The sequence below is a fragment of the Pseudomonas sp. NPDC096950 genome, assembly GCF_044762525.1.
Taxonomy (GTDB): Bacteria; Pseudomonadota; Gammaproteobacteria; order Pseudomonadales; family Pseudomonadaceae; genus Aquipseudomonas.
Genome location: NZ_JBIWEL010000010.1, coordinates 13,718 through 27,619 on the forward strand (window position 1 = coordinate 13,718; position 13,902 = coordinate 27,619).

A 13,902-nucleotide genomic window follows, 5' to 3' on the forward strand; every position below is an offset into this window, starting at 1 on the left:
GTGTGAGTGGGGTCAGCGGATACTGAAATATTGGGTAGCATTTTTTACATTCATGCCCGGCTAATGCAACCCCATGCCTGATACCTGCAATTTGCAGGGCTTGCGCAGGCCTTTCTTGCATCTTGCATGACGGCAATCTAGTGGCGCCTTTGCTAAGCCGTTGATTTGCCGACGAGGTGCACAGCGAATTCTCGGGCATGAATTATGCTGTAGCTGTCTTTAAGTTGACCGACGTTTTATATGAGTCAGCGTTGCTTGAGAGAACGGCTGGATAGTGAAATGTGATGGCCCGCATGGATGACAAACGGGGGATTTCAGTACCGACCGATAATTATTTGATTGGCAGTCTCACACTAAGGAGAGGGTCGCCATGTTTCTTTCTGCCCTGGAACTACGCAATATCATTGAAAGCAGCTTCTTGCCGAAGCGCTGTCAATGCACGCTATCGCCGGACCTGTCCATGACCGTGAAAGTTTATGCCGACACACAAACCGATCAGCTCGATCTATTGGTGACCGGCATCAACGCCAAACGCTTGAATGGTTGTCGGGAAATCAACGACCTGATTGCCGAACTTCGCTCGGACATGCAGCACAGGGCGGAGGTCCAGCCTTTGCATCTGGACCGAAAAGCACTTTAACCCGCCGTTTCTAGCTCTACCGACACGCGCCGGGTCTGGAAAAACCCCAGACCCAGCGCTAGTTCGACCCCGACAGCCAGCAAGATCCCTGGCCCGGCATGGCCATTCAGCCATTCGCCGAAACCCAGAGCTGCCAGCCCCCAGCAACCGACGATAAACCCGGTGCTCAATGCACTGCGAGTTGTGGAGGGCGCTTCATTGCGAACCAGATAAAACATCACCCCCAGCGCCGCGAACAACACCGCACTGCGCCGCGCAACCAGTCCCGCCGCCGACGAATATTCAATACTCCAGATCGCCAACAACCGATCCGGCATCAAACCCCACACCAGCGCCAAGGCGAAACACAGCGCGGCGGTGAACGTCGATAAAGTACGAAACGATAACTGCATGGCGAATCCTTGCGGCAGTGAGGGAGGCGCCCAAAGCATAGCGCCACAACCCTCACACGCCTACCGCAAAGCGCCGAATCAGAGCCTTCCGTCAGTTTTGATAACTGCACGCGTCAGACAATTTCCGATAGGTGATTTCCGAAGGCTTGCCCGTGGCGCTATCGATGTACTTCATGTCCGCCTTGACCACTTTGCAATCCATGGTCGACGGCTCGGTCAAGGCAATCACCTTGCCCACATTCAGCGGCATACCGTATTTGTACGGCACCGCCTGGGAAGTTGAAGTGTCAGCGGCCTGGGCCAGACCGGCGAATGCGGTGCAGGCGAGGGCGGTGGTGATCAGCAACGTGCGCATGTTCATGGAAGTTCTCCGGTGCAGGCTTGAAGTCAGCTCGACGTGAAAGCGTCGAACCTGCCGCACTGGGCATCAGGAGAGCCTGAAGGCGTGCGGTCCCGTACAGGTTTGGACCGCGGGGTTAAGCGATGGTTAACGCGACTGAATGCCACCTGTCGTGAAGGGGTTTCTGACAGAGGTTTCATGTAGGGGGAAAACTACGGGAGGTTAGGCGTGTTCCTACACGTCGGGTTGCCTTGTCTGCTTCCGGTAGCTGGGTTAGAGCGATTACTGTTTGGGTTCGCTGCAAAATCAGCGAGCAGGTTTGGTCACCTGATATCCCGCACACATATGTGCCATCATTCGCTTTGCGGACAATCTTTGTCTTCGTTGCGTGTTGTTATGGCGGCTGTGTGCTGGACGCCCCCGGGCGAGCCGATTTGCGGGTTATCGGTTGACCAAGCCTGTACACAGTCCGCCTCCCATCGTTTGGTCACGGTGATGGCGGTTACTTAACTAACGTTTGAGTAATCCTAATGACAACGTTTAATCCGTTTCCCAATCGTTACCGTTCAATCAAAAGCAACGTCACCGATTCAAACCCCATGGTCATCGACACCGAGGCCAACCCCCAAGACATTCTCGAAGCCGCTGTACAACGGATCCGAGCCTCCAGCAATTTACTGGAAACGCTGCATTGCCAGTGTTTCAAGAATGGTGATGTCCAGGACATTCCCCACATCACCCATGCGCTGTATCTGTTGACGCAGGATGGGTTTGACCTGTTGCAGGTCGCGCAACAGCAGATGTTGGGCTGGACCGCGCCGGCCTGATATCTGCGGGAACAAGCCTGCCTCCTGCGAGGCAGGTTTTTGAAACATCACGGGTACTACTTTTCACCCGACCAATACCACAGCGTATCGCCCCAGTTTGAGCCACTGAAACTTGGCAGAATTTCGCCCTGATTGAAGTAACGTCGTGAGTCAGATTGCGCTGGACTAAACCAGTAACCAGCCACGCTGCACGGTTGACCGGCTTCAATTCGGGAGGGCGTGGTATGGCTGGAGTCTTCGCGATCAAAACGGGAATACCATAGAGCAGTGTTGTCTTCTTCGAAGCAATTACCGTATGGAGAATATTGATGAAGTTGGTCTGGTTCCGGGATGCGGATCGATTTGACGAGTCGGTTAACCGCGACATAAGCCGCAGGGGCCCCCTCATGCAGTTCACCAAGTTCGGGGAGTGAGCCTGCCTGAATGATCAGACCGTCGTCATATGCCTTTATGTCAATGTCGCCTCGACCGCTAAAGGCATGACGTACAACGTCTTCGCCACCAAGGCTACGTACGAACGATGTGCCAAGGATGGTTTGCCAATTTACGCCTTTTATATAATCGACTAGCTCTAAGGCCAGGCTGTGCACCATTGAGTCAACTTCCAGTCCCGAATACTTTTGGGCGAGTTCAAATTCAATTGGCAAGTAGCTGTCAAAATCAAACGGTAGAATCGTCGATAGCCCGCCGTAGCCATGATCTGCGTTCACTTGGTTGCAGAGGTAGGTGACCCAGTAGTTATACCGAGAGCGTCCAGCGTCCGTTTGGAGTAAGTCCCAAGGCAACACGATTTTTATATAGGAACGGGCGCTATCTTCATGCAGCTCATAAGAGTTTAGGGTCGATATTCCGTAAGTCTCTGCCTCTTTGGTACTGGCGGCACTCGTAAGCTGGAGTTCGTATCGATCGTTGCCACCCAGTGCCAAGATTTTTGCTGCCGCTTTATCGAGTGTTTCAGGCGTTAGTTTTTTGTATTTGTCCTGAAGTTGACCTCTTAAGTGTTTACCAAACTCATCATGGAAAGCCCGAAAGCACTCCATTACTTTGAGTTTTTTTTCGGCGGTGTATCCTTCTTTAAAGAAGATAGTAGCAATGAGTCCCAGCTTTACTACGGGCGTACTATCCGGCAACTCAAAGCACAAGTCAGGTGCCATTGCCGCAAGCTTTTCAAATTCAATCATGTCCATGTCCATTCTCTCAATTTGCCGTTGCTGCGGCAGGAACTACCAGCAGACCTCCCAAGGCAGCGGTTGTACCAGCCACTGCTCCGCTCACCGCTGCGGTTGTACTGGCTAGCGCTCCCCCGACTGCCGCTGGCACCGCACTTAGTACACCAGCCAGGGCTGTCCATGCAAAGGCTGCTAGGCGAATCAGCAATAAGAACCCAGAAACTAGAACAGCAGGTATTCCCATACTGACTAACGCGGCTCCGATACCCACCACTACAACGACCGTTGCTACAGCAATACCCAGATCAATAAGCACTTGCGCCCAGTTTACTTCCTTGAGCATTTCCAATGTCAGATCGGTATATCGCTGTACGTCTTGCCACATCACTCGCAACTGCTCATCGGTCCAACTTAAGATTTGGCCGCTGGTTTCACTGACCCACTGCCAAGTTTTTTGTGTCTCGCTACGTACCCACTTACCCTTCGTGTCGAGCCAAGCAACAGCGTCTTGCAAATGTTGCTGAACTTCTTTTGACAGTTGCCGAATTCCTTGAGCGCCTTGTTCCAATAAGCTGTCGACCGCAGTTTGTACTTGTTGTGTCCAACTCTCGACATAAGCAGGGCGCGCGGTGGGGGTCGGACCATAAGCCGGCACTGGCACCGGAGCTGGGCGTGGTGGCTGGTCCGGGGTGTTAGGCGGTAGAAGAGGTAGCCATTTCATCGGATCTGAAGCCCGTGTTGGCTTGTGCTCCCTGTTGTACTCCTTATCGCGTTCACGCTCCTCGTCGTCACGACAGTCACTGACTTCCAACACCGCAAAGCGCTTTTTCTTACCCGCGATACGCTCATAGTCTTGGCGCTGTTCTTTGGATAGAAAGTCCTTAGGGAATTTAACTTCGACCACCCGCTCGAGATTATCCGGGTGCATCGCGCCATCGTGGTCGGGGCCCATTGTTCCAGGCCAGCGTATGCCAGGGTTTTGCACAATGATTACATCGGGGCGCCGCAGAAATCCTGATGTTCTCCCACTTGGGAAAAACGTCATTGTGTGGCGTCGGTCAGGGTCAGGCTTTTGACCCCGAGTCAAAGAAGTGCTCAGAAATGGTATAGGGGGATTAGGTATTTTGGGGGCCATGTCGAAACTGACTTCCGCCTTGTAATCCCAACGAAAGTCATGCCGGAATTCATCTGCTTTTATCAACCCACTCATGACGAGCTGCTTTAGCTCTACATCAGTAACTCCCCCATCACGTGTGGGTTTGATTGTCATTCTTGGGAAGCGAGCGGCGTACCGTGCTTTTTCCATCAAGTAGCCTTGATCGTGTGGTGCGACCGTACCTATCGTAATTTCGCCTTTAACACTCGTTGTTGTACACCCCTTAGGGGATTGCGGCGATTGGGGCTCTTGAATGATAGCCATCTAGCTTGCCTCCGTGGCGTTTCTATAATCCAGCGTCATCTCGATAGGCGCCGCTTCACCGGCCCTGATTAGAGGTTGTTTAGGTTCAGGTTTGCGTTCGGGAGTAAATAACTCAACATCTGCGGGCTCTTGGCTGTGGGCCAAAAATGTTTTGCCTTGCTCGTCCGTGTGGCCAGAGATCCTAGTTCCATCTGCTAGCTTGAGGGTATAGGGACTACCTACCATCGGCTCACCCGTTTTTTCATCAAGCAACAAGTATTGCGCCTTATGACTCCGCGGAGCACTTTCAAGCAACTTACCAAATTTATCCTTGTCCGCCAGACCCGGCAAAAGAGGCCCCAATATCTGAATCCCAGTCCCTGCACCGGGCCCACCCCCGGAGTTAACCTTCACATTGGCGCCACTGATCGTCACTCCCCCCGCATCCACCTTCACAAAGCTACCGCCAGCCTTCGCCGTGAGCTCCATGCCACCCTCAACCACAACCTTTTCCCCAGCGTTGTAGTGAATCTCCGTCCCCGCCTCGACAAACTGCGCCGTCCCAACCTTCACATGCTGAGTCACGCCAACCGTGAGGTGATCATCCGCCCGCGCTTCACTTTTGCGGTCGAGGTGGGTGATGCGATGTTCTTCAACTTTGAATTCGCTTAAAACATTGGCTTCAACCGTGTCGTGGCGCTCGTTGCCAATGCGAATCTTCTGGTCGTGCTCAATGTTTTCGTCCCAGTCGCGCTGGGCGTGCAGGTAGATCTGTTCCGCGCCTTTCTTGTCTTCGATCCGGAATTCGTTGTAGCCCTTGCCGCCCGGAGAACTGAGCGTCTTAAAGGTGCTACGGGTTTTGTTGGCCGGGAGGTCGTAGGGGACGACGTTTTCCTTGTGGTACAGGCAACCGGTGACCAGCGGCTGGTCGGGGTCGCCTTCCATGAACGACACCAGCACTTCCATGCCGATGCGCGGGATGGCGATGCCGCCGTAGGCGTTGCCGGCCCAGCCGGTGGCGACGCGTAGCCAGCAAGTGGTGTTGTCGTCGGCTTGGCCTTCGCGGTCCCAGTGGAACTGGACTTTGACGCGGCCGTACTGGTCGGTGTGGATTTCTTCGCCCTTGGGGCCGGTGACGATGGCGGTCTGGCTGCCGAGGATTTTCGGTTTCGGGTGTTCGAGGGCAGGGCGGAAGTGCGCGTCCCACGGGGTGGCGAGGAAGCGGTTGCGGTAGCCCTGGTGGAAATCGTCTTTGTTGTCGGTGACGTCGCTGGTGGTGTTTTCGCCGAGCACTTGCGGTTGTTTGCCTTCGTGGACGACTTCCAGCAGCAGCCAGAGGTCGTTCCATTCGGCGCGCGGGTGTTCACTCAGGGCCAGGAAGTGGCCGCTGACCAGGATTGGTTCGTCACTTTTGCCTTCGGCGAGTTTGTAGTCGCTACGATGGCGTTCAAGGGCGCGGGTCGCCAATTGCTTGCCGCGTTCGCGGTCGGTGAAGCGGCCGGGGTAGTCGTAGTCTTCGAGGTCCGGGGCAAAGGTGCTTTTGGCCGTGCCTTCAGGGAGGATGCGCGGTTTTTCGAAGTCGTAGTCGCGGCGGCTGACGCGGGTGGTGCGGGTTTCCAGGCGCAGGTTGAAGCGCTTGATCACGGTTTTCTCGGCGGCCATGCCGGAGTCTTGCTGGTAGGCCACGGGCGCGAGTTTGCGGAACACGGTCTGGTCGTCGCCGAACACCAGTTTGTGGCCGCTGGCCGAGTGCTGGAAGTGGAAGTGGATGCCTTCTTCTTCGCACAGGCGCTGGATGAAATGCAGGTCGGATTCGTCGTACTGCACGCAGTAATCGCGTTCCGGGTAGATCGCGCCGAGCTGGAAGCTGTAGGCATCGGACAGAATGCCTCGCGCTTCAAGGACCTGGCCGATGATCTTCGGCACCGTCAGGTGCTGGAAGATTTGCTGGTCATGGTTGTGCCGCAGGTAGGCGAGTTGCGGCACCAGGCTGATGCTGTAGCGGGTCAGCTTCTTGCCGGAATCGCCTTGCTCGATGCGATAGACCAGGCCATGGATGATGCCTTTGCCGGTAGCGCCGAACGTCAGGCAGCCAGGCTTGTGCAGCAGCTCTTCGAGTTTCAGGTCGGGGCGGGCGCTGACCAGTTCGATGTCGAAACTGAACGGCTGGTTGAGGGCTTCGCGACCGACGAAACTGAGCACTTGCAGATCGGCGGAAACACCTTCCAGCGTGAGGGTGATATGGGTTGCGTTCGCGTCCAGCATGCCTTGAATTCCGTCCTTTGAATAAGCTGGGGCGGATGGTGCAGGATTAAGTGGGCGCGTTCAAGGCGCAAATGCCGCGTGTGGGGGCTATGCCTTATATCAGGCAAACCCCCAAGGACGGGGTTTGGGTCAATAAATACGGGGAATTGAACGGCATACTTGAGCGTGCGACCTCACAACCAATGCCAAAACCGACTCCAAAACCCCCGGCCCAGATCATCCTTGCACCCGGCATATTGCTGGGCATACATATCGGAACGCCCCTGCACCTTGCCGGCAGTAGCCACCAACCATCCTTTACTGGCGTAGGTTTTCTGACGATACCCGCCCCAGCCTTCGTGGTAATTCAGGTACTGGCCGTAGGCGTCATATTTGTAAACACCATTGATGGTGGCGGTCTTGTCCATGTACCAGCCTACGAAGTCGATGGCATCGTCGAAATCCTCGCGGTCAGCGCCGTGTCGGCCGGTGCTTTTTTGGTAGTCTGACCACACTTCATCCTTGGCCTGGGCGTAGCCCGATGCCGTCGAAACCCGGCCCCACGGAATGATCCAAAGCAGGTATTTGCGCGGCGTCTTGGCGTCGTAACGGTAGCCGGACTCTTGATACATGATCGCGAAGGGTACCTGGATCGGCACGCCCCAGCGTTTTTGCGTGACTTGCGCGGCGTCGTACCAGTCGCTCTTTTCCCGGAAGATTTCACAGAGATCGTTGGGGGAGCGGGGCGGCGAGGTGCTGCAACCGGCCAGCAGCGTGGTGAGTAGCAACAGTCCTGCCGTTTGCCTTGAGTTCAAAAGTCCGTCTTCCTGTCGTGCGCGTAAAAGGGCGACAGTTTACCTATTCAACCCAAAAACGGGGTTGATTGTGAGTCATGGCTTTTCTGTGTTGTGACCCGAAGGTATGCGGTGTGAGGGAGGCCGCTTTCGCGAGCAAGCCCGCTCCCACATTGGATCGTTGACTGACACAAAATGTGTGTTCACTGAAGATCTACTGTGGGAGCGGGCTTGCTCGCGAAGAGGCCCTCACATTCAGCGAAGATCCAACTGCTGCCGATACGGCAAATCCGGCCCGGTCTTGCTGCAGGTCAGCGCCGCTGCTTTCACGGCGAACTTGAGCATGGCGTCGATCTGCTCACGGCTCAGCCGCTGCACACCGTCCACCGAATCCAGCTGATGCTCGGTCAACCAGGTAATCAACGCAGCCTGGAACGTGTCACCAGCGCCAACCGTGTCGGCAATTTTCACCGAACACGCCGGCACCGACCACGAGCCATGGGCGCGACTGAACACGGTTGCGCCTTCGCCGCCACGGGTCAGGAATACCAACTGACAGCGGTGCTGCAGCCAGCCTTCGATCACCCGCTGCGGGTCCTGTTCGGGATACAACAGGCTCAAGTCTTCATCGCTGACCTTGATCAGGTCGGCCAATTCCACCAGTTCAGCAATCCGCGAACGCCACAGGTCGATGTTCGGCTCTGGATTCAACCGCACATTCGGATCAAGGCTGATCAGGCGTTTGCCGCTTTCCCGACCCACCAACGCCAGCAGTGTGTCGGCAATCGGCTGCACCACCAGCGAGAACGAGCCGATGTGCAAGCCGCGCACTTCAGGCCCCAGTACCGGCAGGTGCTCAAGGCGCAACTGTCGATCCGCGCAGCCTTCGCCACGGAAGCTGTAGTGGGGCGAGCCATTGGCGCCGACCGCGACCATTGCCAACGTGGTTGGCGCGGCGAAGTCGACCAGGTAGTCCGGGCGTACGCCTTCATCCTGCAACACTTGCTGCAAGCGGCGGCCGAGGTAGTCGGTGGACAAACCGGCAAACAGCGCCGCGTCCACGCCCAAACGGCGCAGACCCACCGCCACGTTGAACGGCGAGCCGCCGGCAATTGCCTTGAAATTCACTTTTGAAGCCAGACCGCTGGCATCGTCTTCGCTGAAGAAATCAAACAGCGCTTCGCCACACACCAGATACATAATTGTTCGCTCTTTAAAGGGTTGCGACGTGTTGTTGATAGCGTTCGTAGGCCCGTTGCGCCGCCGCGACATTCTCTGCGATCGGCAAGGTTTCGCTGGCCAGATCGAGTTTCACGCAACGTTCGCACAAATCCGCCAGGGTGCTTTCGTGGCCGTTTGACCAGGATTTGCACCACGCCGCTTGAATCGCCGCGCCCAGGGCCGCGGCTTCACTTTGTTCGGTGCAGATCACCGGGGTGTTCATGATATCGGCGACGATCTGACGCCACACCGGACTTTTCGAGCCGCCGCCGATCAAGCAAATACTGCGGCTTTGTAAGCCATTCTGGCGCAACAGGTCCAGTCCGTAACGCAAACCGAAGGTCGTGCCTTCGACGGCGGCGCGGCACAGATTGGCCTGGGTCATGTTGGTCATGGTCAGGCCGTGCAGGCTGCCGGTGGCGTGGGGCAGGGCGGGCACACGTTCGCCGTTGAGGAATGGCAGCATGCACACGCCGTCCGAGCCAATCGGTGCATGGGCGACCAGATTGTTGAATTGTTCGATGTCCAGCTCGAACAGTTCGCGAATCACCCCGGTGGCGTTGGTCAGGTTCATGGTGCAGATCAACGGCAACCAGCCGCCGCTGGAGGAACAGAACGTGGCGACCGACGCGTCCGGGCTGACTTTCGGCTGTTCGGAATAGGCGTAGACCGTACCCGAGGAGCCGAGGCTCATGGTGATCGCGCCAGGCTGGATATTGCCGGTGCCGATGGCGCCCATCATGTTGTCGCCGCCGCCACTGGACACCAGCGCTTGCGGGTTGATGCCCAGGTGTTCGGCGATGCCCGGCAGGATCGTGCCGACCGCTTCGTGCGCGTCGATCAACTCGGGCAGCGATGCTTGCAGGCGTCCGGTGGGGTCGATGTCGCGCAGCAGTTGCAAGTCCCACTGGCGGGTGCGTACGTTGAAATAACCGGTGCCCGAGGCGTCGCCGTATTCGCTGCAACTGCGGCCGGTGAGCCAATAGTTGAGGAAGTCGTGGGGCAGCAGGATGCGCGCGATGCGGGCAAAAATCTGCGGGTGTTGTTCTTTGGTCCAGAGCAGTTTGGACACGGTGTAGCCCGGCGCGATGACGACGCCGAGGCGTTCCAACGAACCTTTTTCGCCGCCCAGATGGACCAGCAGTCGGTCGTTTTCCGGGGTGGATTCGGTGTCGCACCAGAGCTTGGCCGGGCGCAGGACCTGGCCTTGGTCGTCGAGCAGCACCAGGCCGTGTTGCTGGCCGGAGACGCCGACGCCGAGGATGTCCTGGCCGTTGACGTTGGCGGCGAGCAGGGCACGACGGGTGGCCAGGGTGAAGGCGTCCAGCCATTGGCTGGTGTCTTGCTCGCGGCGACCGTTGCCGCCGCTGATCAAGGTGTGGGCGGCGGCACCCTGGCACAGCACCTGACCGCTGACGGCATCGAGGATGATGGCTTTGGTGCCTTGGGTGCCGCAGTCGATGCCGAGGAATAGTTGTTGGTTTGTCATGGTTGATCCTTGGTGTGTCAGGTAGCTCTCGGTGAAGCCATTCGCGAGCAAGCCCGCTCCCACAGGTGAATTTCAGTGAACACAAATTTTGTGTACGACGACGATCCATTGTGGGAGCGGGCTTGCTCGCGAAGACGGCGGTGATTTCACCGCTGCACTTACGCCAACACCCGCTCCAACGTCCGCGTAACCCCCACTTCCCGCAAGCTGTTGCAGCACCACTCGAACGCCGCGACAAACTCCGCTGAACGCGGGATGTCCTTGCCGAAGATCTCTTCAACCTCCAGCAACCGCTGGGTGATCAACGCATCATCCGCCACCAAAGCCTGACAGAACGCCGCCCGCGGATCGGGAATCGCGTAGGTCACGCCATTCTCATCCACGCCCTTCAAATACAAGGCCCAGGCCGCCACCACCAGCGCCGCGCGCTTGGTTTCCTGGCCATCGGCGATCATGCGGTTGATCGTCGGCACGGTGAATTTCGGAAACTTCGATGAGCCGTCCGAGCACACCCGCTCCAGCTGATCGGCAATCGCCTGGTTGGAAAACCGCGCCACCAGGGTGTTTTTGTAATCCGTCAGATCAATGCCCGGCACCGGCGCCAGTTGCGGCGTGACGTCGAGATCCATGTACGCCCGCATGTACTGCACAAACAGCGGATCGTTCATGGTTTCGTGGACGAAGCGGTAACCCTTCAAGAATCCCAGATACGTCAGGGCCAAGTGGCTGCCGTTGAGCAACTTGATCTTCATCTCTTCGTAAGGTGTGACGTCGTTGGTGAACTGCACGCCGACCTTTTCCCAGGCCGGACGCCCGTTGACGAACTTGTCTTCCAGCACCCATTGCACAAACGGTTCGCAGACCACCGGCCAGGCATCGTCGACCGCATGTTTGTCGTGCAATTGCAGCTTGTGTTCGGTGCTGGTCATCGGCGTGATGCGATCGACCATGGCATTCGGGAAACTGACGTTTTGGTCGATCCAGTCCCGCAGATCGGAATCCCGCAGGGCGGCGAATGCCAGCAGTGCTTTGCGGGTCACCGCGCCGTTGTGCGGCAGGTTATCGCAGGACATCAAGGTGAACGCCGGCGTACCGGCGGCGCGGCGCTTGGCCAGGGCGGCGCAGAGGAAGCCGAACACGGTTTTAGGTGCAGTCGGGTGCGCCAGGTCGTGCTGGATCAGCGGCAGGTGGGCCATGAATTCGCCGTTGCTGTCGTCGATGCAATAGCCGCCCTCGGTAATGGTCAGCGAAACGATGCGGATCTCGGGGCTGGCAAGTTTGTCGATCAGCGCCTCGGCGCCGTCCTCGGCCAACAACATGTCGCGAATCGAACCGATCACCCGGACTTCGGCGTCGTCGTTGTCACCCAATTCAAACAAGGTGAACAGGTAATCCTGTTCCTTCAAATCGTCCCGGGCGCGGCGGTCTTCGGCGCGCAGGCCGACCCCGCAAATCGCCCAGTCCAGGCCTTCGCCGGTGTTCATCAACGCATCGGTGTAATACGCCTGGTGCGCCCGATGGAAACCGCCGACGCCGATGTGGGCGATGCCTTGGCGTGTATCGCTCAGGGCGTAGGCGGGCAGCACCACCTCAGGCGCGAGGCGATGGAGGTTCTGTTTATTGAGTTTCATCGCATAGTCTCGTCAGGCAGCGGCGCGCAGCGGGCGGGTAAGCGCCACGCCGTCGGCATCGAATAAATGGCAGTGTTCAGCGTCCAGGTGCAGGCTCAGCGACTCGCCGTAACGGCTGGCCAGGTCGCCGCGAACCCGCATGGTCAGCGCTTCGCCGGACGAGGTTACGACGTGGCAGAAGGTGTCGCTGCCCAAGCGTTCGCTGACGTCGGCGGTGACCTGCAAGGTGCAGTCGCCGGGTTGCGCGAGGTTGAGGTGTTCCGGGCGAATGCCCAAGGTCACCGGGCCGCCGACGCTTAAATTGGCACCGCTCAACGGCAGGGTGATGCGGGTGCCGGCGTCCAGTTGCACGTCAACACTCTGGCTTGTGACGCCGGTAACCTTGCCCTTGAGGAAGCCCATTTTCGGCGTGCCGAGGAACCCGGCGACAAACAGGTTGGCCGGCTGGTGATACAGGTCCAGCGGCGAACCCACTTGTTCAACCTTGCCGCCATTCAGGACCACGACTTTGTCGGCCATGGTCATGGCTTCGACCTGGTCGTGGGTCACGTAGATCATCGTGGCTTTGAGTTCTTTGTGCAGGCGCAACAACTCCAGGCGCATCTGCACCCGCAGGGCGGCGTCGAGGTTGGACAATGGTTCGTCGAACAGGAAGATTTTCGGGTTACGCACAATCGCCCGACCAATGGCCACGCGCTGACGCTGACCGCCGGACAGTTGTTTCGGTTTGCGTTCCAGCATCGGCCCGAGTTCGAGGATGCGCGCCGCTTCGCCGACTTTCTTCTCGACTTCGGCTTTCGGTACGCCGGCCAGGTCGAGGGCGAACGACATGTTCTTTTTCACGGTCATGTGCGGGTACAGGGCGTAGGTCTGGAACACCATCGCCAGGTCGCGCTTGGCCGGGCTGACTTCAGTGATGTCGCGGCCATCGAGTTCGATGGTGCCGCCGCTGACTTCTTCCAGGCCGGCGATCAGGCGCAGCAGGGTGGACTTGCCGCAGCCCGACGGGCCGACGAAGACCACGAATTCCTTGTCGTTCACTTCCAGGTCGATGCCCTTGATGATGGAAAAGCCTTCGAAGCCTTTTTGCAGATTCTTGATTTTCAGGTTGGCCATGATGATGGGCCTCCACTTGTTGTTATTCAGTTGAGCCGAGCGCGCTTTTTTGTGGGAGCGAGCCTGCTCGCGAAGACGTCGGCACTTACAACATCAATGCAAGCTGACCCACCGCTTTCGCGAGCAGGCTCGCTCCCACAGGGGATCGCATTGGGTCGGTAATCCTCATTTCACAGCGCCGAACGACAGGCCGCGGACCAGTTGTTTCTGACTGATCCAGCCAAAGATCAGGATCGGCGCGCACGCCAGGGTCGATACGGCCGACAACTTGGCCCAGAACAAACCTTCGGGGCTTGAGTACGAGGCGATCAACGCGGTCAGCGGCGCGGCTTTGGACGAGGTCAGGTTCAAGGACCAGAAGGCTTCGTTCCAGCACAGGATCAGCGACAGCAGCACCGTGGAAGCCAGACCTCCCTTGGCGATCGGCAGCAGCACCCGGACCATTTCCTGCCACAGGGTGGCGCCGTCGAGGCGCGCGGCTTCTAGGATGTCTTTCGGGATGTCCTTGAAGTAGGTGTAAATCATCCAGACCACGATCGGCAGGTTGATCAGCGTGTAGATCACGATCAGCGCGATGCGTGTGTCCAGCAGGCCGAAACTCTTGGCCAGCAGGTAGATCGGCATCAGCACGCCCACCGGC

General features: G+C 57.8%; 13 protein-coding genes. 2 read left to right on the forward strand and 11 right to left on the reverse strand.

Annotation, left to right across the window (positions count from 1 at the left end):
- The first annotated feature begins 370 nt into the window (after positions 1-370).
- Positions 371-640 (forward strand): DUF1652 domain-containing protein, encoded by a 270-nt coding sequence (locus ACIQY3_RS16855; protein ID WP_403021349.1) that lies wholly within the window; start codon positions 371-373, stop codon positions 638-640.
- On the opposite strand, the gene ACIQY3_RS16860 is transcribed toward ACIQY3_RS16855, so the two are convergent.
- The gene (locus ACIQY3_RS16860; RefSeq protein WP_403021351.1) at positions 637-1,032 is read right to left on the reverse strand and encodes a hypothetical protein; all 396 of its coding nucleotides are present in this window, start codon (positions 1,030-1,032) and stop codon (positions 637-639) included. The genes ACIQY3_RS16855 and ACIQY3_RS16860 overlap by 4 nt on opposite strands.
- A 91-nt stretch (positions 1,033-1,123) precedes the next feature.
- Positions 1,124-1,393: a DUF2790 domain-containing protein gene (locus ACIQY3_RS16865; RefSeq protein ID WP_403021353.1), complete on the reverse strand. Its 270-nt coding sequence runs from the start codon at positions 1,391-1,393 to the stop codon at positions 1,124-1,126.
- Positions 1,394-1,902: 509 nt separating this feature from the next.
- Here ACIQY3_RS16865 and ACIQY3_RS16870 point away from each other — a divergent pair.
- Entirely contained in the window at positions 1,903-2,199 is a 297-nt protein-coding gene (locus tag ACIQY3_RS16870) for a hypothetical protein (RefSeq protein WP_403021355.1), read from the forward strand.
- A 56-nt stretch (positions 2,200-2,255) separates the two neighbouring features.
- Here ACIQY3_RS16870 and ACIQY3_RS16875 read toward each other — a convergent pair whose 3' ends face one another.
- From ACIQY3_RS16875 to ACIQY3_RS16915, 9 genes are all read right to left on the reverse strand, one after another.
- Positions 2,256-3,380, reverse strand: a complete 1,125-nt coding sequence (locus ACIQY3_RS16875; RefSeq protein ID WP_403021357.1) for a type VI immunity family protein — start codon at positions 3,378-3,380, stop codon at positions 2,256-2,258.
- Positions 3,381-3,396: 16 nt separating this feature from the next.
- Positions 3,397-4,788 carry a VRR-NUC domain-containing protein gene (locus tag ACIQY3_RS16880; RefSeq protein WP_403021359.1) on the reverse strand — a complete coding sequence of 464 codons (1,392 nt, stop codon included), beginning with the start codon at positions 4,786-4,788 and terminating at the stop codon, positions 3,397-3,399.
- Positions 4,789-7,032 carry a type VI secretion system tip protein TssI/VgrG gene (gene tssI / locus ACIQY3_RS16885; protein WP_403021362.1) on the reverse strand — a complete coding sequence of 748 codons (2,244 nt, stop codon included), beginning with the start codon at positions 7,030-7,032 and terminating at the stop codon, positions 4,789-4,791.
- A 173-nt stretch (positions 7,033-7,205) separates the two neighbouring features.
- Positions 7,206-7,826 (reverse strand): hypothetical protein, encoded by a 621-nt coding sequence (locus tag ACIQY3_RS16890; protein ID WP_403021364.1) that lies wholly within the window; start codon positions 7,824-7,826, stop codon positions 7,206-7,208.
- Positions 7,827-8,060: 234 nt separating this feature from the next.
- Positions 8,061-9,005: a carbohydrate kinase gene (locus ACIQY3_RS16895; protein ID WP_403021366.1), complete on the reverse strand. Its 945-nt coding sequence runs from the start codon at positions 9,003-9,005 to the stop codon at positions 8,061-8,063.
- 13 nt (positions 9,006-9,018) lie between these two features.
- Positions 9,019-10,515 (reverse strand): xylulokinase, encoded by a 1,497-nt coding sequence (xylB, locus tag ACIQY3_RS16900; protein ID WP_403021368.1) that lies wholly within the window; start codon positions 10,513-10,515, stop codon positions 9,019-9,021.
- Between the two features lie 158 nt (positions 10,516-10,673).
- Positions 10,674-12,146 carry a mannitol dehydrogenase family protein gene (locus ACIQY3_RS16905; RefSeq protein WP_403021370.1) on the reverse strand — a complete coding sequence of 491 codons (1,473 nt, stop codon included), beginning with the start codon at positions 12,144-12,146 and terminating at the stop codon, positions 10,674-10,676.
- Positions 12,147-12,158: 12 nt separating this feature from the next.
- Complete coding sequence (locus ACIQY3_RS16910; protein WP_403021373.1) at positions 12,159-13,262, reverse strand: ABC transporter ATP-binding protein; 1,104 nt, start codon at positions 13,260-13,262, stop codon at positions 12,159-12,161.
- Positions 13,263-13,427: 165 nt separating this feature from the next.
- A partial coding sequence (locus ACIQY3_RS16915; protein ID WP_403021376.1) for a carbohydrate ABC transporter permease occupies positions 13,428-13,902 on the reverse strand: 475 nt, incomplete at its 5' end.

What these genes read in the sequence shown, in the direction of transcription:
- ACIQY3_RS16860 (WP_403021351.1), bottom strand. Translation starts at nt 1,032, where the DNA reads ATGCAGTTATCGTTTCGTACTTTATCGACGTTCACCGCCGCGCTGTGT.
- tssI (WP_403021362.1), bottom strand. Translation starts at nt 7,032, where the DNA reads ATGCTGGACGCGAACGCAACCCATATCACCCTCACGCTGGAAGGTGTT.
- xylB (WP_403021368.1), bottom strand. Translation starts at nt 10,515, where the DNA reads ATGACAAACCAACAACTATTCCTCGGCATCGACTGCGGCACCCAAGGC.
- ACIQY3_RS16910 (WP_403021373.1), bottom strand. Translation starts at nt 13,262, where the DNA reads ATGGCCAACCTGAAAATCAAGAATCTGCAAAAAGGCTTCGAAGGCTTT.
- ACIQY3_RS16865 (WP_403021353.1), bottom strand. Translation starts at nt 1,393, where the DNA reads ATGAACATGCGCACGTTGCTGATCACCACCGCCCTCGCCTGCACCGCA.
- ACIQY3_RS16855 (WP_403021349.1), top strand. Translation starts at nt 371, where the DNA reads ATGTTTCTTTCTGCCCTGGAACTACGCAATATCATTGAAAGCAGCTTC.
- ACIQY3_RS16875 (WP_403021357.1), bottom strand. Translation starts at nt 3,380, where the DNA reads ATGATTGAATTTGAAAAGCTTGCGGCAATGGCACCTGACTTGTGCTTT.
- ACIQY3_RS16895 (WP_403021366.1), bottom strand. Translation starts at nt 9,005, where the DNA reads ATGTATCTGGTGTGTGGCGAAGCGCTGTTTGATTTCTTCAGCGAAGAC.
- ACIQY3_RS16880 (WP_403021359.1), bottom strand. Translation starts at nt 4,788, where the DNA reads ATGGCTATCATTCAAGAGCCCCAATCGCCGCAATCCCCTAAGGGGTGT.
- ACIQY3_RS16870 (WP_403021355.1), top strand. Translation starts at nt 1,903, where the DNA reads ATGACAACGTTTAATCCGTTTCCCAATCGTTACCGTTCAATCAAAAGC.
- ACIQY3_RS16905 (WP_403021370.1), bottom strand. Translation starts at nt 12,146, where the DNA reads ATGAAACTCAATAAACAGAACCTCCATCGCCTCGCGCCTGAGGTGGTG.